This window comes from Ruegeria sp. BF8 (assembly GCF_056538625.1).
On record NZ_JBQFTL010000002.1, the window covers coordinates 365,751 to 385,568 of the forward strand.

Annotated in this window: 19 protein-coding genes; 6 read left to right on the forward strand and 13 right to left on the reverse strand. The window is 61.3% G+C overall.

Annotated elements, in window-relative coordinates; all coding sequences use genetic code 11:
• The first annotated feature begins 35 nt into the window (after window positions 1–35).
• Complete coding sequence (locus ACR0LD_RS09365) at window positions 36–1,055, forward strand: ribose-phosphate pyrophosphokinase (RefSeq protein WP_093964640.1); 1,020 nt, start codon at window positions 36–38, stop codon at window positions 1,053–1,055.
• Between the two features lie 21 nt (window positions 1,056–1,076).
• Window positions 1,077–1,517, forward strand: coding sequence for a ribose 5-phosphate isomerase B (rpiB, locus tag ACR0LD_RS09370; RefSeq protein ID WP_170365423.1), 441 nt, complete (start codon window positions 1,077–1,079; stop codon window positions 1,515–1,517).
• A 32-nt stretch (window positions 1,518–1,549) separates the two neighbouring features.
• Here rpiB and ACR0LD_RS09375 read toward each other — a convergent pair whose 3' ends face one another.
• The 7 genes from ACR0LD_RS09375 to ACR0LD_RS09405 form a co-directional block, all read right to left on the reverse strand.
• A complete protein-coding gene (locus ACR0LD_RS09375; protein WP_093964638.1) occupies window positions 1,550–1,900 on the reverse strand; it encodes an H-type lectin domain-containing protein in 351 nt (116 codons plus the stop codon).
• Between the two features lie 115 nt (window positions 1,901–2,015).
• Complete coding sequence (locus tag ACR0LD_RS09380) at window positions 2,016–2,426, reverse strand: F0F1 ATP synthase subunit epsilon (RefSeq protein ID WP_170365421.1); 411 nt, start codon at window positions 2,424–2,426, stop codon at window positions 2,016–2,018.
• 12 nt (window positions 2,427–2,438) lie between these two features.
• Window positions 2,439–3,863 carry a F0F1 ATP synthase subunit beta gene (gene atpD / locus ACR0LD_RS09385; RefSeq protein WP_170357123.1) on the reverse strand — a complete coding sequence of 475 codons (1,425 nt, stop codon included), beginning with the start codon at window positions 3,861–3,863 and terminating at the stop codon, window positions 2,439–2,441.
• Between the two features lie 18 nt (window positions 3,864–3,881).
• On the reverse strand, window positions 3,882–4,760 hold the full coding sequence (locus ACR0LD_RS09390) for a F0F1 ATP synthase subunit gamma (RefSeq protein WP_170369672.1): 879 nt from the start codon (window positions 4,758–4,760) through the stop codon (window positions 3,882–3,884).
• 12 nt (window positions 4,761–4,772) lie between these two features.
• Window positions 4,773–6,311 carry a F0F1 ATP synthase subunit alpha gene (gene atpA / locus ACR0LD_RS09395; RefSeq protein WP_170339951.1) on the reverse strand — a complete coding sequence of 513 codons (1,539 nt, stop codon included), beginning with the start codon at window positions 6,309–6,311 and terminating at the stop codon, window positions 4,773–4,775.
• Window positions 6,312–6,872, reverse strand: coding sequence for a F0F1 ATP synthase subunit delta (locus ACR0LD_RS09400; protein WP_093965027.1), 561 nt, complete (start codon window positions 6,870–6,872; stop codon window positions 6,312–6,314). It abuts the gene before it with no gap.
• 312 nt (window positions 6,873–7,184) lie between these two features.
• A complete protein-coding gene (locus ACR0LD_RS09405) occupies window positions 7,185–7,919 on the reverse strand; it encodes a class I SAM-dependent methyltransferase (RefSeq protein WP_170339950.1) in 735 nt (244 codons plus the stop codon).
• Window positions 7,920–7,980: 61 nt separating this feature from the next.
• On the opposite strand from ACR0LD_RS09405, the gene gloB reads away from it, so the two are divergent.
• From gloB to ACR0LD_RS09420, 3 genes are all read left to right on the forward strand, one after another.
• The gene (gene gloB, locus ACR0LD_RS09410) at window positions 7,981–8,748 is read left to right on the forward strand and encodes a hydroxyacylglutathione hydrolase (protein ID WP_170357120.1); all 768 of its coding nucleotides are present in this window, start codon (window positions 7,981–7,983) and stop codon (window positions 8,746–8,748) included.
• Between the two features lie 174 nt (window positions 8,749–8,922).
• Window positions 8,923–11,247 carry an ATP-dependent Clp protease ATP-binding subunit ClpA gene (clpA, locus tag ACR0LD_RS09415; RefSeq protein WP_170357119.1) on the forward strand — a complete coding sequence of 775 codons (2,325 nt, stop codon included), beginning with the start codon at window positions 8,923–8,925 and terminating at the stop codon, window positions 11,245–11,247.
• A gap of 169 nt (window positions 11,248–11,416) precedes the next feature.
• The gene (locus tag ACR0LD_RS09420; RefSeq protein WP_480636604.1) at window positions 11,417–12,307 is read left to right on the forward strand and encodes a YHYH protein; all 891 of its coding nucleotides are present in this window, start codon (window positions 11,417–11,419) and stop codon (window positions 12,305–12,307) included.
• 7 nt (window positions 12,308–12,314) lie between these two features.
• Here the strand turns inward: ACR0LD_RS09420 and ACR0LD_RS09425 are convergent, their stop codons facing one another.
• The 3 genes from ACR0LD_RS09425 to ACR0LD_RS09435 all read right to left on the reverse strand — a co-directional run bounded on the left by ACR0LD_RS09425 (window position 12,315) and on the right by ACR0LD_RS09435 (window position 15,838).
• A complete protein-coding gene (locus ACR0LD_RS09425; RefSeq protein ID WP_480636606.1) occupies window positions 12,315–14,057 on the reverse strand; it encodes a peptidoglycan -binding protein in 1,743 nt (580 codons plus the stop codon).
• 3 nt (window positions 14,058–14,060) lie between these two features.
• Window positions 14,061–15,239 carry a biopolymer transporter ExbB gene (locus ACR0LD_RS09430; RefSeq protein ID WP_170340518.1) on the reverse strand — a complete coding sequence of 393 codons (1,179 nt, stop codon included), beginning with the start codon at window positions 15,237–15,239 and terminating at the stop codon, window positions 14,061–14,063.
• Between the two features lie 68 nt (window positions 15,240–15,307).
• Window positions 15,308–15,838 (reverse strand): gamma-glutamylcyclotransferase, encoded by a 531-nt coding sequence (locus ACR0LD_RS09435; protein WP_170390882.1) that lies wholly within the window; start codon window positions 15,836–15,838, stop codon window positions 15,308–15,310.
• 67 nt (window positions 15,839–15,905) lie between these two features.
• Between ACR0LD_RS09435 and ACR0LD_RS09440 the strand changes: the two genes are divergently transcribed.
• Complete coding sequence (locus ACR0LD_RS09440; RefSeq protein ID WP_170357114.1) at window positions 15,906–16,907, forward strand: DUF2125 domain-containing protein; 1,002 nt, start codon at window positions 15,906–15,908, stop codon at window positions 16,905–16,907.
• Here the strand turns inward: ACR0LD_RS09440 and ACR0LD_RS09445 are convergent.
• The 3 genes from ACR0LD_RS09445 to hisC are packed head-to-tail and all read right to left on the reverse strand — an operon-like array spanning window position 16,904 to window position 19,760.
• Window positions 16,904–17,761: an extensin-like domain-containing protein gene (locus tag ACR0LD_RS09445; RefSeq protein WP_170371726.1), complete on the reverse strand. Its 858-nt coding sequence runs from the start codon at window positions 17,759–17,761 to the stop codon at window positions 16,904–16,906. The two genes, ACR0LD_RS09440 and ACR0LD_RS09445, sit on opposite strands and share 4 nt — an antisense overlap.
• Window positions 17,758–18,678, reverse strand: a complete 921-nt coding sequence (locus tag ACR0LD_RS09450) for a prephenate/arogenate dehydrogenase family protein (protein ID WP_170369690.1) — start codon at window positions 18,676–18,678, stop codon at window positions 17,758–17,760. The genes ACR0LD_RS09445 and ACR0LD_RS09450 overlap by 4 nt, the downstream gene beginning before the upstream one ends.
• Window positions 18,675–19,760 (reverse strand): histidinol-phosphate transaminase, encoded by a 1,086-nt coding sequence (gene hisC, locus ACR0LD_RS09455; RefSeq protein ID WP_480636609.1) that lies wholly within the window; start codon window positions 19,758–19,760, stop codon window positions 18,675–18,677. Before hisC ends, ACR0LD_RS09450 begins: the two co-directional genes overlap by 4 nt.
• Window positions 19,761–19,818: the final 58 nt, after the last annotated feature.

Here is a 19,818-nt window from a genome sequence, read left to right on the forward strand (position 1 = left end):
GTCACATTGCCACTGCTGCCCGGGGACCTCAGCCGATGCCGACACATCACGAACCCAAGCTTATTGCTGGGAACGCAAACCTTCCGCTTGCCGAAACCATCGCGCGCCGCATGAGCCTGCACCGCGGCGTCAACCAGCGTCTGGTAGATGCGCGGGTCGAACGGTTCAACGATGGCGAGATCTTTGTCGAGGTTTTCGAGAACGTCCGGGGCGAGGACATGTTCATCATCCAGCCGACCTCGAACCCGGCCAATGACAACCTGATGGAGCTGCTGATCATCGCCGACGCGCTGCGCCGATCGTCGGCGGCGCGGATCACCGCGGTTATCCCCTATTTCGGATATGCCCGCCAGGATCGCCGCACCAAGGCGCGCACCCCGATCAGCGCCAAGCTGGTGGCCAACATGCTGACCGGCGCCGGGATCGAACGCATCCTGACGATGGATCTGCATGCGGCACAGATCCAAGGGTTCTTCGACATGCCGGTCGACAACCTGTATGCCTCTCCGATCTTTGCGCTGGACGTGAAGGACCAGTTCCGCGACCAGATGGACGACCTGATGGTGGTTTCGCCGGACGTCGGCGGTGTGGCTCGTGCCCGCGAGCTGGCCAAGCGGATCAGCGCTCCTCTGTCGATCGTCGACAAACGACGGGAAAAAGCCGGGGAAGTGGCCGAGATGACCGTGATCGGCGACGTGAAGGACAAGATCTGCCTGATCGTCGACGACATTTGCGACACGGCCGGTACGCTGTGCAAGGCGGCGCAGGTGCTGATAGACAACGGCGCACGCGAGGTTCACTCGTACATCACCCATGGCGTCATGAGCGGCCCGGCTGTTGAACGCGTCTCGAACTCGGTGATGAAATCGCTTGTTTTGACCGACACGATCATGCCGACCGAAGACATCAAGAAGGCCAAGAATATCCGCACGGTGCCGACGGCCCCGATCTTCACACAGGCCATTCTGAACATCTGGCAGGGCACATCAGTGTCGTCGCTGTTCGAAGACAAGACCCTGATCCCGATCTACGAATCCCTTTACCACACCGACTGAAGAAACCGGAAAGCCGTTCCCATGACCGCCAACAAACGTCTGGTTCTTTCCAGCGATCACGCCGCCATCGACCTGCGCAAGGAAGTTTCCGCTTTTGCAGCGGCACAAGGCTGGGACGTTCTGGATCTCGGCCCTGACAGCCCCGAAAGCACCGATTACCCCAAGCACGGCAAAGCCGCCGCCGAGGCCGTCGTCTCGGGCGAGTGCCAATTGGGCATTATCCTGTGCGGCACGGGGCAAGGTATCATGATGGCTGCAAACAAGGTTCCCGGTATCCGCTGCGGCGTCTGTTCGGATACGTTCTCTGCTCGCATGATCCGCCAGCACAATGACGCCAACATGCTGTCGATCGGCGCGCGTGTTGTTGGCACTGGATTGGCGCTGGATATTGTCGATGCCTTTCTGAGCACCGAATTCGAAGGCGGCCGGCACGCGAAACGCGTGGCAATGATCGAATCCTAAGTCATTACGGATGGCCCGCTGGGAACGGCAGGTCAGGAGATGTCCCAGTCGTCCTCGTGGGCAACTTCCCCGATCGCGGTCCATGCCACGCGGATCCGGGCGATTCGGGTGTCCGACCACGTCCGGAACACCGCATCAAAGCCCGTGGTTGTAACATTTTCGGACAGCAGCTCGGCGCGCAAAGCCGATGAGGTATCGACATCCCACAAGGACACTCCAATCTGCACGACGGGCGGGGTGCGGAAGGGTTGGCTGAAGGTGACGGGCCGGCGTCGTTCCCGCGGCCCCTCGCCCGTCCACATGTCTCCACCATCTGCGAATTCCGAGAACAGAACCTCTTCACCTCGGTCAATTCCGATGGGGTGGGTCAAGAATTTCTTCATTGCGCATCAATTCCTATGAATTTCCGCAACTTATCCTGACCTTTCGGCGAAATCACGACAAAAAAACGGCCCCGCAACAGCAGGGCCGTTTCCAATTCTGACAGCACATCAGCCATTACAGGCTCATATGCGTTCCCAGCGCTTCCATGTCGGCCAGCAGCTTGGCTGCCTCGTCGACAATGGTCTGTTCGCCGTTTTCCTTAGCCGCCTCGTGCGAGGCGCGAGCCTCGGCAATCAGCTCGTCCAGATGGGTGCGGGTCACTTCGTCAACCGGGATGGCCTTTTCGGCCAGCACCGACAGAGCATCGCCGTTGATCTGGGCAAACCCGCCGGTGACCAGGTATTCGCTGGTCCCTTCGGGCGCTTCGACCTTCAGGATGCCCGGACGCAGCGTGGTAATGGTGGGGGCATGATCGGGCATCGCCGTCATGTCCCCGTCCGCACCGGGAATCTGGACCGCGCTGGCCTGAAGCGAAGCAAGGCTCCGCTCCGGGCTGACGAGGTCGAATTGCATCGTGTTTGCCATCGGGGATACTCCTTAGGCAGCTGCTGCGGCCATCTTCTCGGCTTTGGCGATCACTTCGTCGATGCCACCAACCATCAGGAAGGCCGCTTCGGGCAGGTGGTCGAATTCGCCGGCCACGACACGCTCGAACGAGTCGATGGTGACTTCCAGCGGAACCTGCACACCCGGCGAACCGGTGAAGACTTCGGCCACGTCGAACGGCTGCGACAGGAAGCGCTCGATCTTGCGGGCGCGGGCCACGGTCAACTTGTCCTCTTCCGACAGTTCGTCCATGCCGAGGATGGCGATGATGTCCTGCAGCGACTTGTAGCGCTGGAGAATCTGCTGAACGTCGGTCGCAACCTTGTAGTGACGCTCGCCGACGATGGCCGGGTCAAGCAGGCGCGAGGTCGAGTCGAGCGGGTCCACGGCCGGGTAGATACCCTTTTCCGAGATCGCACGGTTCAGAACGGTGGTCGCGTCGAGGTGCGCGAACGAGGTTGCCGGCGCGGGGTCGGTCAGGTCGTCCGCAGGCACGTAGATCGCCTGCACCGAGGTGATCGAGCCCTTCTTGGTCGAAGTGATGCGTTCCTGCAGGGCGCCCATGTCGGTGGCCAGCGTCGGCTGGTAGCCCACCGCCGAAGGAATACGACCCAGCAGAGCCGACACCTCGGAGCCCGCCTGCGTGAAGCGGAAGATGTTGTCGACGAAGAACAGAACGTCGGTACCGGACTGGTCGCGGAACTGCTCGGCCAGGGTCAGGCCGGTCAGAGCAACACGGGCACGCGCCCCCGGAGGTTCGTTCATCTGACCGTAGACCAGGGCCACCTGGCTTTCCGACAGGTTGTCGGGCTTGATGACGTTCGATTCGATCATCTCGTGGTACAGGTCGTTCCCTTCACGGGTCCGTTCACCAACACCCGCGAACACCGAGAAACCCGAGTGCACTTTTGCGATGTTGTTGATCAGTTCCATGATCAGAACGGTTTTACCAACGCCGGCGCCGCCGAACAGGCCGATCTTACCGCCTTTGGCGTAGGGGGCCAGCAGGTCGACAACCTTGATGCCGGTGACCAGAACTTCCGACTCGGTCGATTGTTCGTCGAAGGTCGGCGCGGGCTGGTGGATCGCGCGGGCCTCAGACGCTTCAACCGGACCTTTTTCGTCGATCGGTTCACCGACCACGTTCAGGATGCGGCCCAGGGTGGCGTTGCCAACCGGAACCGAGATCGGTGCGCCGGTGTCAGTCACGGCTTCGCCGCGGACCAGACCTTCGGTCGCGTCCATCGCGATGGTACGGACGGTGTTTTCACCCAGGTGCTGAGCAACTTCCAACACCAGGCGCTTGCCATTGTTGGTAGTTTCCAGCGCGTTCAGAATTTCAGGCAGCTGATCTTCGAAGTGCACGTCGACGACGGCCCCGATGATCTGTGTGACTTTGCCTTTTGCATTCGCCATGTTTCGTCTCCGGTTTTCTTACAGCGCTTCGGCGCCGGAAATAATTTCAATCAGCTCGTTGGTGATCACGGCCTGACGCGAGCGGTTGAACTGGATCGTCAGCTTGTCGATCATCTCGCCCGCATTGCGTGTCGCGTTGTCCATCGCGGACATCCGTGCACCCTGTTCAGACGCACCGTTTTCGAGCAGAGCCGAGAAGATCGCTGTCGCGACCCCCTTGGGCAGCAGGTCGGCCAGGATGGCCTCTTCGCTGGGTTCGTAGTCGAAGATGGCACCGCTGTCGTCACCCGTCGCTTCGTCTTCGAACGAGGCGGGGATGACCTGCTGTGCCGTCGGAATCTGGGTCACAACGTTGACGAACTTCGAGTAGAAGATCGTGGCAACATCGAACTCACCCCCGTCAAAGCGGGACAGGATGTCCTTCGCGATGTCCTGCGCGTTGGTGTAACCAATGCGTTTTACTTCGCTCAGGTCGACATGACCGACGAACAGATCGCCCAGATCACGCTTGAGCGCGTCGCGGCCTTTCTTGCCGACGGTCAGAACCTTGACCGTCTTGCCTTTGAGGCGCAGCTCTTCCGCCTTTTGGCGGGCCAGCTTGGCGATGTTCGAGTTGAAGCCGCCACACAGGCCGCGTTCAGCTGTCATCACAACCAGCAGATGGACATCATCACTGCCCGAACCACGGAGCAGCTTGGGGGCGCTGTCGCTGCCCCCGACCGACGCCGCCAGCCCCGCCATCACGGCATTGAACCGTTCGGCATAGGGGCGCGAGGCTTCGGCAGATTCCTGGGCGCGGCGCAGTTTTGCTGCCGCAACCATCTGCATGGCCTTGGTGATCTTGCGGGTCGATTTGACCGACTCGATCCTGTTTTTAAGGTCCTTTAGACTTGGCATCGCCGCGTCTCCTTAAGCGAAGGTTGCGGCGTATTCGTCCAGTGCAGCCTTGATCTTGTCGGCAGCCTCGCCCTTGATCTTCGGATCTTCGTCGGTGATCCACTGCAGCAGATCGGCATGCTTGCCGCGCAGATGCGCCAGCAGACCCGCTTCGTAGCGGCCAACGTCCGAAACGTCGATCTTGTCGAGATAACCGTTGGTACCGGCGAAGATCACGCAGACGATTTCCGCATTGGTCAGCGGCGAGTACTGCGGCTGCTTCATCAGCTCGGTCAGACGCGCACCGCGGTTCAGCAACTGCTGGGTTGCGGCGTCGAGGTCCGAACCGAACTGCGCAAATGCAGCCATTTCGCGGTACTGGGCCAGTTCCAGTTTCACCGGACCAGCAACCGACTTCATCGCGTTGGTCTGAGCCGACGAACCCACGCGCGAAACCGACAGACCGGTGTTCACGGCGGGGCGGATGCCCTGATAGAACAGCTCGGTTTCCAGGAAGATCTGGCCGTCGGTGATCGAGATCACGTTGGTCGGAATAAAGGCCGACACGTCGCCGCCCTGGGTTTCAATGACCGGCAGAGCGGTCAGCGAACCGGCGCCGAAGTCTTCGTTCAGCTTGGCCGAACGCTCCAGCAGGCGCGAGTGCAGGTAGAAAACGTCACCCGGATAGGCTTCGCGGCCCGGCGGACGGCGCAGCAGCAGCGACATCTGACGATAGGCGACGGCCTGCTTGGAAAGGTCATCATAGATGATCAGAGCGTGGCGGCCGTTGTCACGGAAGTATTCAGCCATCGCGGTTGCGGCATAAGGTGCCAGGAACTGCATCGGCGCCGGGTCGGACGCGGTTGCGGCCACGACGATCGAGTATTCGATGGCGCCGGATTCTTCCAGTTTCTTCACCAGCTGAGCAACGGTCGAACGCTTCTGGCCGATGGCCACGTAGACGCAGTACAGCTTCTTCGATTCATCGTCGCCAGCGGCTTCGTTGTAGACCTTCTGGTTCAGGATGGTGTCCAGAGCCACAGCGGTCTTGCCGGTCTGACGGTCGCCGATGATCAGCTCACGCTGGCCACGGCCGATCGGGATCATCGCGTCAACCGACTTCAGGCCGGTCGCCATCGGCTCATGCACCGACTTACGCGGGATGATGCCCGGCGCCTTGACGTCTGCGACGCCGCGCTGCTTGGCATTGATCGGGCCTTTGCCGTCCAGCGGGTTGCCCAGACCGTCAACAACGCGGCCCAACAGTTCGTCACCAACCGGAACGTCCACGATCGAGTTGGTGCGCTTGACAGTGTCACCTTCCTTGATGTCACGGTCCGAGCCGAAGATCACGACACCGACGTTGTCGGCTTCGAGGTTCAGCGCCATGCCCATGATGCCGCCGGGGAACTCGACCATCTCACCCGCCTGCACATTGTCCAGGCCGTAAACACGGGCAATACCGTCACCGACGCTCAGCACGCGGCCGATTTCGGCCACCTCTGCTTCTTGACCAAAATTCTTGATCTGGTCTTTCAGGATTGCAGAAATCTCTGCGGCTTGGATACCCATTTATCCGACCTCTTTCATTGCATTCTGTAGGGAGTTGAGCTTGGAGCGGATCGAACTGTCGATCATCTGCGAGCCCACTTTGACGACAAGACCACCGATGAGGCTTTCATCGACGGTCGCATTGATGGTCACGTCCTTGCCTACGCGCTCGGACAGTGTCTTGGACAGTTTTTCCAGCTGGGTCTTGGTCAGCGCCTTGGCCGAGGCAACTTCGGCAGTCACTTCGCCGCGCTCGTCGGCCAGCATTTCGCGCAGAACCTTGATCAGCTGTGGCAGCACGAACAGACGGCGCTTCTGCGCCATCAGAGCCAGCGTGTTGCGCATGATCGGGTGCAGGCCCATCTTGTCGGCCACGGCGGTGATGGCCGCCTGCTGGTCGGCCCGGGAGATCAGCGGCGAAGAGATCACCTCGCGCAGGTCCGCGCTTTCACTCAATGCAGCCGAAAGGTCATTGATGCCGGTTTCCAGACCTGCAAGGTCCTTGTTCTCTTTTGCGATCTCGAAGATCGCCGTTGCATAGCGTTTGGCTATGCCCGTCGAAATCGAAGCTGGTTCGGACACGTCCACCCTTCCGATATTTTAGGCCCCGATTTCGCGTGTGGCAGCTGAACCGGGGGCGTGAGGAAACCCCGTCCTGAAAGGGCGGGGATCAAAATCACCGGGGATGTAGCAGAGCCTAAGCCACCTAGCAATATGTTATGCCGGGCTCAGCTTTATCCACAAAATCTTTCTTTTCAATTGGTTACGGAAACTGCGACGGTTTGAACCCATTCGCCGGCGTGAAAAATGTTACCAAGTTGCCTGTTTTAGCGATTCCTGTGGCCTTTTTCCCTCATGTTTCCGGGAATCCCGCGCTTGTGGATACGCGCCAGTTCACGCCGGCTTCAGCAATCCGTCCAACGCTTTGATGGGGCGTTTTTCAGCATCCTTGGTCACGCTGCCGCTTGGTGGCCGCACGAGCTTGCTGGCTTCGACCATCAGAACACCACCGGCCATGATGGTCGGGATCCGTTGCCCTGTCTTTTCGATCAACCCACCCGAGCGCAGCCAGAACCGCCGGAACGAGGGCGGCAGGTAAAGCGCGGAACAGTGCATCTCGGGCACGAAATGATGTGCGCGCAACTGGTTCTCCAACTGGGTTGCCGAATACGGATGTCCGTAACCAAAGGGCGTTCGGTCGGTTCGGGACCAAAGCCCGGCCCGATTGGGAACGACGAACACCGCCCGACCTCCCGGCCCCAGAACACGCCAGCATTCTTCAAGCAGTTGACTAGGCCGTTCCGAGGTCTCGAGCCCGTGCATGACCACCAGCTTGTCCACATGACCGGTTTCGATCGGCCATCGGGTTTCCTCGGTCAGCACCGACACGTTCTGCATACCGGCGGGCCAAGGCATCACCCCTTGCGGTCCGGGCATCAGGCCGATGACACGCCGCGCGTCCGCAAGATAAGGGCGCAACAGAGGCACCGCAAAGCCGAATCCGGCCACCGTCTGGCCCTTGGCCTCGGGCCACAGTTCGATCAGCCGGCCACGAATGGCAGCCTGCGCCGCACGCCCCAGCGTGCTGCGGTAGTAGAAGTTCCTAAGATCCTGCACATCAAGATGCATTGCAGATACCCGATCGATCGGCTTAGCTGAGCGCAGTCTAGCAACGAAAGGGCAAAAGGCCATGCCTCTTGAGATCGTCACCATCCCCTGTCTCAGCGACAACTATGCTTTTCTGGCACATGACCATGCAAGCGGACAGACAGCCCTGGTCGACGCTCCGGAGGCCGGACCCATTCTGGCCGAATTGACCGCACGCGGCTGGCGCCTGAGCCATGTCCTTCTGACCCATCACCACTGGGATCACGTCGACGGCTTGCCGGGCATCCTCGAGCAGCACCCAGCACAGGTGATTGGTGCGGCGGCCGACGTTCACCGGCTTCCTCCCCTCGACAAACAGGTGGCTGACGGTGACCGGTTCGAGATTGGGGGCGAACCCGTCGAGGTTCTGGATGTCTCGGGGCACACGGTGGGACATGTGGCGTATTACTTGCCCAAAAGCGCGGTGGTGTTCACGGCCGACAGCCTGATGGCGCTGGGATGCGGCCGCTTGTTCGAAGGAGACGCAGCGCAAATGTGGACCTCGCTTTCGAAAATCGCTGCTTTGCCCGACGAGACGTCGGTCTGCTCGGGTCACGAATACACCCAGTCAAACGCACGATTTGCGGTAACCATCGATCCTTACAACACAGCGCTGCAGCAACGGGTGCATGAGATCGATCAGGCACGGGCAAAGGGTCGCGCGACCGTGCCGTCAAATCTGGGCGTGGAAAAGGCGACCAATCCGTTCCTGCGCGCGACTGATCCCAAGATTCAGGCACAGCTTGGAATGGTGGGGGCTGACCCGGTCGCCGTTTTTGCCGAGATCCGGGGTAGAAAAGACCGCTTCTGATGCCTAATTGGACTTCTTCACGGCCACGGTCACGTTAAATGTGACTGTCAAGTGAAAGAAAACCCTTGAAGCCGCGCCATGATCAACCAAACTCTAATAGTATGAGGTCATGGTTGGGATGGGGATCCGGCCAATACTCGAACCCCTTCCGGCCCAATACAGAGGAGCACCCGCGTGCCTTCATTCTCGAGCACACTGGAACAAGCCATTCACGCGGCCCTGGCGGCTGCAAACGAACGGCGTCATGAATTCGCAACGCTGGAGCATCTGCTGCTGGCGCTGCTGGAAGAACCCGATGCGGTGCGCGTCATGAAGGCGTGCAGCGTGGATCTGGACGAATTGCGCAGCTCTTTGGTCGAGTTCATCGACGAGGATCTGTCCAATCTGGTGACAGACATCGACGGGTCCGAAGCCGTACCGACAGCTGCGTTCCAGCGTGTTATCCAGCGCGCTGCGATCCATGTGCAAAGCTCGGGCCGGACCGAGGTGACCGGGGCAAATGTTCTGGTGGCCATCTTTGCCGAACGGGAAAGCAACGCTGCATATTTCCTGCAAGAGCAGGACATGACGCGGTATGACGCGGTGAATTTCATCGCCCACGGCGTCGCCAAAGACCCGGCGTTTGGTGAAAATCGTCCGGTGACCGGCGCCGATCAGGGTGAAGAGGAAGCGCAGAACGCCTCCGGTGACGCCGACCAGAAGGAAAGCGCGTTGGGCAAGTATTGCGTGGACCTGAACGCCAAATCCCGCGCCGGCGACGTCGATCCGCTGATCGGTCGCGCCGACGAGGTCGAGCGCTGCATCCAGGTTCTGTGCCGCCGCCGTAAGAACAACCCGCTGCTGGTGGGTGATCCGGGCGTGGGCAAGACGGCGATTGCCGAAGGCTTGGCCTATAAGATCGTCCAAGGCGACGCGCCAGACGTTCTGGCCAACACCACCATCTATTCGCTGGACATGGGCGCATTGCTGGCCGGCACGCGCTATCGCGGCGACTTCGAAGAGCGGCTCAAGGCCGTGGTGACCGAGCTTGAGGATCACCCAGACGCCGTGCTGTTCATTGATGAGATTCACACCGTGATCGGTGCGGGTGCAACTTCGGGCGGCGCCATGGATGCCTCGAACCTGCTGAAACCTGCGTTGCAGGGCGGCAAGCTGCGCACCATGGGTTCGACCACCTACAAGGAGTTCCGCCAGCACTTCGAGAAGGACCGCGCGCTGTCGCGTCGGTTCCAGAAGATCGACGTGAACGAGCCTTCGGTCGAGGACAGCGTGAAGATCCTGCGCGGTCTTAAGCCCTATTTCGAAGAGCATCACGACATCAAATACACCGCCGACGCGATCAAGACTGCGGTCGAGCTGTCTGCGCGTTACATCAACGACCGCAAACTGCCTGATAAGGCGATCGACGTGATCGACGAGGCCGGTGCGGCCCAGCATCTTGTGGCCGAAAGCAAGCGGCGCAAGACCATCGGCGTCAAGGAGATCGAGGCCGTGGTTGCCAAGATCGCGCGCATTCCGCCGAAGAATGTCACCAAGGACGATGCCGAGGTTCTGAAGGACCTTGAGAACTCGTTGAAACGGGTGGTGTTCGGGCAGGACCAGGCAATCGAGGCTCTGTCCAGCGCAATCAAGCTGGCACGGGCCGGTCTGCGCGAGCCGGAAAAACCGATCGGAAACTACCTGTTCGCCGGCCCGACCGGTGTGGGCAAAACCGAGGTCGCCAAGCAACTGGCCGATACACTCGGCGTGGAACTGCTGCGCTTCGACATGTCGGAATACATGGAGAAACACGCGGTCAGCCGTCTGATCGGTGCGCCTCCGGGCTATGTCGGCTTCGATCAGGGCGGACTGCTGACTGACGGCGTTGACCAGCACCCGCATTGCGTGCTGCTGCTGGACGAGATCGAGAAGGCGCACCCGGATGTGTTCAACATCCTGCTGCAGGTGATGGACCACGGCGAGCTGACCGATCACAACGGCCGGACGGTGAACTTCCGCAACGTGGTGTTGATCATGACCTCGAACGCGGGCGCGCAGGAACAGGCCAAGGCCGCTATCGGCTTTGCCCGCGACCGGCGTGAGGGTGAAGATACCGCCGCAATCGAACGGATGTTCACCCCTGAATTCCGCAACCGTCTGGACGCGGTGATCTCGTTCGCCCCGCTGCCGAAAGAGGTCATCCTGCAGGTGGTCGAGAAGTTCGTCCTGCAGCTTGAGGCGCAGTTGCTGGATCGTGGCGTTACCATCGACCTGACCCCGAAAGCTGCCGAGTGGCTGGCCGACAAGGGTTATGACGACAAGATGGGCGCACGGCCTCTGGGCCGGGTCATCCAGGAGCACATCAAGAAACCGTTGGCCGAAGAACTGCTGTTCGGAAAGCTGGCCAAGGGCGGTGTTGTGCGGGTCTCGGTCAAGAGAGGCGATCTGGATCTCGAGATTATCGGCCCCGACAATCCGCGGATCTCGGGCGACAAGCCGCCGCTGCTGACCGCGGACTAGACCTCGGTTCAATCAAAAAAGTCTCGTCGCCCGGCAGTCAGTTCTGCCGGGCGATTTCTTGAGAGGCCACCCCCCTCTCCCGCCAGTGTTCGCCAAAAAAACAGTTCCTAGCGACGGAAACCGCTGCGCGCCACGTTTCAGACCATAGCCTTTGAAGTGGAGCAGCGCAGTGTCCAGAAAAATCGCCGTCATATGGAGCATCGCCTTCGCGGCCTCGGTCGTCGGCGTTATCGCCTCTGCCCAGCATCGGTTTCGCTTTCATGACGAAACCCGTGCGGAACCGTTGAACCTGGAACCGGCGACCGTCAACCCAGGCGTCAACAGATCAGAGATCACCGAACAAGGCCGTGCCTTGTCGATTACCGGCAATGGCATCCCCAATCATCTGGTCGGTCGCTTTCCGAACAAAGGCAACCCGCATCAAATCGCCGAGCAGTCGGTCAAGTTGAACCTGCCGGCCGTTCCGAGGGCGAATGCAACCCCGACGCCTCTGCGCATGGGGTGGAATTTTGGCGTGTCCCTGACTGGGGTCGTCTTTGACCCACTGGCCGCTGAATTCTGGCACGGCGATCCCCGTTCGGGCTGGTCCTACAATGCCATGGGCGGCGCGATCGCCCTTGGACTCGATGCCAATTTCGCGCATGTCCAACCAAACGGAAAATATCACTATCACGGGGTTCCGACCGGCCTGATCGAAATGCAGGGCTGGTCACCGAAAGAACACTCTCCGTTGATCGGATATGCAGCTGACGGGTTTCCGATTTACGCCCGAACCGGTTTGGAGGGCGGCAAGGTCACGCAAATGACCACTTCCTACCGGCTGAAGGCCGGCCAGCGCCCTGGCGGCGCCGCTCCTGACGGACGACATGATGGAACGTTCAACGAAGACTACGAGTTCGTGGCGGGGCTTGGAACGCTCGATGAATGCAATGGCGCCATGACCGTCTCGACCGAGTTTCCTTCGGGCACCTACGCGTATTTTCTGACCGATGACTACCCGGTTGTTCCACGCTGTTTTGCGGGCACACCCGATCCCAGCTTCCGCTTCGGGCCGCGCTGACACTGGCTTAGCGTTCGGTCAGCTTCAATTCGATGCGACGGTTCTTTGCCCGCGCTTCCGGAGTGTCCGCCGTATCGACAGGTTGAAACTCTCCAAATCCGTTTGCTGACAGACGTTCCGGCGGAATGCCCAACTGTTCGACCATGTAGCGCACGACCGACAGCGCCCGCCCTTGGCTGAGCTCCCAATTGTCTCGATACCGTCCTGTTCCGTTCAGCGGGATATTATCCGTGTGACCGTCGACCCGGATGACCCAATTCAATTCGGGCGGAATGTCCGCCGCAATCCCGCGCAGAATGCCAGCCACTTTCGCGACTTCGCGCCGGCCATCCTCGGACAGAACCGCCGAACCGGGTGGGAACAGCACCTCGGACGAGAATACGAAGCGGTCGCCCTCGATCCGAACGCCTTCCTGGTTGCCCAGTACGTCGCGCAGGCGACCAAAGAACTCGGAGCGGTACCGCTGCAGGTCTTCGGCCTGTGCCGTAAGTTCCTGATTCTGGCCGGCCAGTTTCTCGGCCTCGGCCTCCAGGCGGACGCGTTCGGCCTCTTCCAACAAGCGGCGGCGCCGTTCTTCGGAAGCGGCCCGGGCAAGGGCCGCGTTCAGGTCCTGACCAAGGGTCTGAATTTGCACCTCGGCCTCGGCATTCCTGTCCTTGTAGTCATCCAGCAGCGCCTGCAACGACCCCAATTGGTCGCGCAATGCGGCGATCTGCTGGTTCAACAAGGCCGTCTGGCGTTGCGCCTTGGCGGAAAGAGCCTTTTCGGTGGCGATCGTTTCCCGGGCAACGGCAAGCAAGGCGTCACGCTGCTCGGCCAGCGTCCGCTGACTTTCGGCCTCGGCCTCAGCTTCGGTTCGCGCCGCAAGGGCTGCTTCAAGCTGAGCCTTGAGCTCTTCGTCATTCAACTCACCGAATTGCCGCTCAAGCTCGGCTTTGGCCGTCTGAGCGGCGGCCAACAGTGTCAGTGTTTCCTCGGCCTGTTTACGCTGCTCTTCCAGTGCCAGGGTCATGGCCGTCAATTCGGCATCCGCATTCTGCAATCTGTTGCGCAGTGCCTCAGCGGCAGCAGCCTCGGCGACGCGGGCGGCTTCCTCTTCAGTCAGTTGGCTTTGCAATTCCGCGATCTGGGCCGCGCGCTCACTGTCCGCTTGCTCAAGGTCGGCTACCAAGGCCTCCAGCGCTTCGCGGCGTGCAGCCGCCAGCCGTGCGGCCTCGGCCTGGGCATCCACCTCCGCACGGCTTTGTGCCAAGGCAAGGTTCAATGCCTCCTGCTCGGAAAGCAGTTGCTCGCGCTGGGATTCCAATTCGGCAATATCGCCCTGCGCGCGCGCCTGATCAGCCAAAAGCGCGGCAACTTGCGCTTCGAACCCCGTGATACGAGTCTGCGCCTCTTCCAACTCGGCCGCGCGCTGGTCTCGCTCCGAGGTGAGTGACGAGATCAAGGCCTGCGCCTGGCTCAGATCCTCTTCGGCCTGCGACAGCGTCGTGTTCAGCGCCCCCAACCGGGCCTGCAGACGGCTGTTCTCGCGCTCTTCCAGGCCCAAGGCATCCGCAAGGGCGGCCACTTCGTCCGACAGGGCCGTCAGCTCGTCTTCCTGTCCGGAGATGGTTTCGCGCAGCACGAACTGCACGACCATGAAAATGGTCAGCACAAAGGTCATGACCATCAGCAGCCCCGTGATTGCATCAACGAAGCCGGGCCAAACCGAGCCTTGAAAACGCTGACCGGTTCGACGAGACAGGGCCATGTGTTATTCTCCGCCCGGTGTGTGGCGCGCCGCCCCGCGCGGAAGCGTCAGCGCCTTGACCAGCAGCTCGAAATCCTTGCGCAGTTCGTTCATGCTGTCCTGGCGACCGGCCGAGATTTCTTCGAGAATGCGCAGAAGCTGCACGTCCATCGACCGCAGCCGCATTCGGCTTTCGGCGTCGATCCCCTCGCCCGCACCATGTTCACGCATGTGATCCAGCAGCGCGTCCTGCCCCAACGCGATCCGCTCGAGCGCGGCGGTGACACCTTCGGTTTCCGCCTGTCGTTGGTTCATGTCCGCGATGACATCGACCAATGCACCCAGCTTGGCCGATACCTCGGCGCGATCCGCCTCCTGGGCCGCGAACAGGTCCTGCAGCGCGTCCATCTGCTCGGACATGGAATCAAGGACCGGGGTCAGCACCGCAAGTTCCGCACCGCCTTCATCTCCGGCGGCAAATCCGACGCGCGTGATCGACGACAGCCATTCCTCAAGCTCACGGTAGAACCGGTTCTGCCCGTGGCCGGCGAATAGTTCGAGCAAACCCACGATCAGCGATCCGGCAAGCCCCAACAGGGAGGACCCGAACGCCACGCCCATGCCTTGCAGCTGGGATTCGAGGCCACTCATCAGACGATTGAATACGGCCAGGCCTTCTTCGCCCTCTTGCGGGTTCAGGCTGCGAATGGTGTCGACAATTGCAGGAACCGTTGTTGCCAAGCCGAAGAACGTACCCAGAAGACCCAGATAGATCAGTACGTTGGTGATGTAGCGGGTGAATTCCCGCTCTTCCTCGACCCGTTCCGCGACCGAATCCAGGATCGACCGGGTCGATGTCGAGCTGATCTGCGATTTCGCCCCGCGTGCGCGAAGCAGCGACGCCAGAGGGGCCAACAGCTGCGGTGTACGAGCGTCTTCGCGCACGACGCCGCCCACGAACGCTTCGATCCAGCGAACCGAACCGATCAACTGGGTCACCTGATAGAAACAGGCCACGACGCCGATGACAAAGACCAGCAGGATGAATCCGTTCAGATAGGGGTTGGCATAAAAAACCGGCAGCACGTAGGGCAGAGCCATGAACACGCCCAGGCCCGACAGCCCGATGGCGATCAGCATCATCACGATTTGACGGATCGGTTGCGAGAAATGCGGTCTCGCGCCCTGCTGTACATGCGCCATGCGCGTCTTTCCCGGTTTTGCCTGCTCTGAGGCGAATCTATCGAAAATCTGGTGGCAAGGCCAAGGGTTTATGCGGTCAGGCTGCGCACACGTTGCGCCAACCACTCAAGATCCGGGTCGTGCAACCCGATCTCGGACAGGTGTTCAGCGGTATTGTAAAGATACTCGGGGTTGGGGCCGCGGCCGCCCACGGCCTGCGCGATGATTTGCGCCTGCTCCTCCAGCGGCAGACCCCCGCAATACTGCACGTGGTCGGGATCGATCACATAGGTCACTGCCGTCACCGTCTGGCCGCTGTCCAGATGCACATCCAGCATCTTCTCCACGTAGGCGGACGAGATCAGTTCACGCTCGCGCAGTTCCTCGAGGGTGCGGTCCTCATGGCCTGGTTCGACCGCCAGCGCCAAGCCCTTGCAACGGGCATCCGGGTGTTCGTCCAAAGCCAGGACAAGTCCGGGGTTCTCCTCGGTTCCGCGGTGATGGATCGACCGCATGCAGAATGACCGCGCATAGCCGTGAAGTGTAGCCTGCTCGCGCCGGGCCACCGGAAAGCCCGGATTCCACAACAGCGACCCGTATCCGAATACCCACATCGTCATAGTTCTGGTCCTTGCCCGTTTAGGCCTATAAACATCAATTCCAAGGCAGGAAAAAGGGCCATTTGCGATGCGCCGACTGGTACGAGTGTTCATATTTCTGGCCATCCTCTGGGGCGGGTATTGGGCCATAGCCGGGTATGGGCTGCGCAGCGCCATCACCGGTTGGTTCGCGCATCAGCAGGATCTTGGATGGCAGGCCGACTATTCCGACGTGGAAATCGCCGGATTTCCGCTGCACCACGTGACCCGCTTGAACAGTGTCGCGCTGGCCGATCCGGTGAACGGCACAGCCTGGAGCGCGGATTGGATCGAATTCGAAAGCCCCGCCATCTGGCCCGGACGACAGATCTTGCGCTTTGCGGATACGCCGCAGCGGCTATCCTATTTCGACCAGACCGCAATCATCCTGGCCGACAGCCTTCAGGCAGAACTGAATCTGCGTCCGGGCGTCGCGCTGGAGCTGGAGAAGATGGCCCTGACATCGGGCAACTGGTCGGTGACCCAGGACGGAACCGACATGGCTGCCGGCCAGTCACTTGCCCTGGTCATGGAACAAGGCACCCAGCCCGAGAGCTATGCGATCGGGGTCAGTTCGGATGCCTTCACGCCCGGTGAAGACCTGCGCGCGCTGATGCGAACGGCTGCTTCGCTGCCCCAAGCCTTCGATACACTCGAACTGGATATGAATGTCACCTTCGACAAAACCTGGGACCGTTCCGCGCTGGAAGAACGTCGCCCTCAACCTCGTTTGATCGACCTGCATCTTGCCGAGGTGCAATGGGGCGAATTGCGTCTGTTTGCAACCGGCGAACTGGAGGTCGATGAACAGGGCATTCCGGTCGGAGAGATTGCGGTTAAAGCCGAGAACTGGCGTGACATGATTGCCATGGCCAATGCTGCAGGTGCCCTGCCCGATCAGGCCGTTGATCCGGTCACGCGGGCGTTGAACCTGCTGGCAGGTCTGGGGGGCAACCCCAACGCGCTGGACCTGCAGCTGAATTTCCGCGACGGGTTCGTGGCTTTGGGACCGTTGCCGTTGGGCCCGGCCCCGCGTCTGATCCTGCGTTAGCGGCAGTAGGGTCCGCTGCGGTAACGGGCGGTATCAAGGTGGAAATGGTTCTGGTGATAGCGGTCTGAATTCGGGCCAAGAACCGTGCCGAAGGGCCCGCACGCTCCGCGCCAGATCTTGGTCAGTTGTTTCTTCGAGGGGTTCTTGCGCCAACCGTCCAGAACCGTCACCACCTCGCCATCGGCCATTTTGAACCCCGAGATATCAATGGCCCGACCCTTGCCATGCTCCGAGATCCTGGCACCTTTCCGGTTGTTCCGGGTACGGCAAGCGTAGTGCGCAGCAACCTGCAATTCGACAACTGGACCGCGCCGTTTGAACGTCGGTTTGACGGTCTTGTCGACCCATTTGTTCAATGCGATCGCCGTGCCGCAATCCATCGTCGATGGGCGGCTGAGAACCACGCCTGACACCGATGTGATCTGGACGGCATCCTTGATCCCGCAGGCTTTGATCTTGCCGGGAACCGAGCCCACGGCCTTGCCCTGAATGGCGATGTCACCGCACACCGATCCTTTGCGCAGTTTTCGCTTTTTGAACAGGACTTGCTGTTCCAACGCCTCGGGCCGCAGATAGGGTTTGAGCGAGGTATCCGGTCCAAGCAGCGGAAGGTCGGCCGGGCGCGCTGCCACGGCCAGCACCTGAGGGGATACGGGCCGCACCACGGGTCGCATCTTCGCTGGTACAGCGATCGGCGTCGCCGGACTTGCCGGGACATAAGCGGCCTGCACCAGCTCTGACACCGGGGATGGCCGCGCAACCGGAACCGGTGATGTGTCGGGGGCCGATGCAGTGGCTGCGCCGGCCCATACCATCGCTATAACCGTCAGAGCTTTGCCTTTGATCAGTTTCATGACTTGGCCTTCACGCGCCCGAAATCAGGAGCGTCGGTGTCCTGACCCGCGTCGATGATGCCGCGCCGGATTGCGCGGGTGTGGGTAAAATAGTCGAACAGGTGCTGACCGTCGCCCGTGCGGATCGCGCGCTGCAGGGCAAACAGCTCTTCGGTGAAACGGCCGAGGATTTCCAGCGTCGCGTCCTTGTTGGTCAGGAACACGTCGCGCCACATGGTCGGGTCCGAGGCCGCGATCCGGGTGAAATCACGGAAACCGGCGGCCGAGTACTTGATGACCTCGGAGTCGGTGACCCGCCGCAGGTCGTCGGCGACGCCCACCATCGTATAGGCGATCAGGTGCGGCGCGTGGCTGGTGACGGCCAGAACCAGATCATGGTGATCGGCATCCATCTCGTCGACATTGGATCCCATCCCTTCCCACAAGGCGCGCAAGCGGGCGATGGCCTCGGGATCAGACCCTTCAACCGGAACCAGCAGGCACCAGCGGTTGTCGAACAGCTCGGCAAAACCGGATTCGGGGCCGGAATGCTCGGTCCCGGCCAGCGGGTGGGCGGGCACGAAATGCACGCCTTTAGGAATATGCGGGCCAACGTCTTCAATGACGTGCCGCTTGACCGAACCGACATCCGACACGGTTGCGCCGGGCTTGAGCACCGGCGCGATGTCCTTGGCGACGGCGCCCATTGCGCCCACCGGCACGCAGAGCACGACCAGATCGGCACCCTCGACCGCCTCTTGCGCGGTGTCGCAGACCCGGTCGCACAGACCGATGCGCCGCGCGGTGTCCCGGGTGGCCTCGGACCGGGCATAGCCGGTCACCTCGCCCGCCAAGCCGGCGCGCTTGATCGCCCAGTACATCGACGAGGCGATCAGACCCAACCCGATCAGCGCCACGCGGTCATAGATCTGGCTCATGCGGCGCCCCCTTTGAACGCGGTGATGGCCGCAACCACGCGGCGACAGGCCTTCTCGTCGCCCACGGTGATCCGCAGCGCGTTGGGCAGCTTGTAGCCCGCAACCCGGCGCACGATCAAACCTTTCGATTGCAGATAGGCGTCGCAGGCCTCGGCCTCGGCCTGATCCGAGAACCGCGCGAGGATGAAATTGGTGCAGGACGGATCGGACGGAACGCCGATCTTGGCCAGCTCGGCCGACAGCCATTCGCGCAAACGGGCGTTTTCGGCCCGGCAGAATTCGACATATTCCACATCGGCCACGGCGGCCTCGGCCGCGGCGATGGCCGTCAGCGACAGGTTGAAGGGCTGGCGCACGCGGTTCAGCACGTCGATGATTTCGCGATGCGCATAGCCCCAGCCGACCCGCATCCCGCCCAGCCCGTAAATCTTCGAGAAGGTCCGGGTCATGATCACGTTGTCGAACCGGTCCACCAGACCGGCGCCGCCGTCAAAGCCCGCCACGAATTCCGCATAGGCGCCGTCCAGAACCATCAGGCAGGTCTGCGGCAGGCCCTCGGCTAGGCGCGTCAGCTCGGCGTCCGAGATCATGGTCGAGGTCGGATTGCCCGGGTTGGTCACGAACACGATCCGGGTGCGGTCGGTCACCGCGGCCAGGATCGCATCGACATCGATCTTGCGCTCGCGCTCGGGCACCTCGACCGGAGTCGCGCCGGCCATGCGGGCGATGATCGGATACATCGAGAATCCATGCTCGGTATGGATCACCTCGTCGCCCGGCCCGGCATAGGCCTGGGCCACGAATTGCAGCACCTCGTCACTCCCCACGCCACAAATGATCCGGTCGGGGTCCAGCCCGTGCCGCTCGCCGATCGCCGCGCGCAGGTTGTAGTGATCGGTCACCGGATAGCGATGCAGCATCGTGGCGCTGTCGCGCACGGCTTCGATCGCCTTGGGGCTGGGGCCAAAAGGGTTTTCGTTGGAACTCAGCTTGATGACGTTTTCCACGCCCTCGACATGCGACTGACCGCCCTGATACAGCGCGATATCCATGATGCCGGGTTGCGGGGTGATCTTGTTCATGAGGGGCTCCGTTGGTTGCGCCCCTCATACAGGTCTCAAGGCCTTGGGAAAAGCGGCA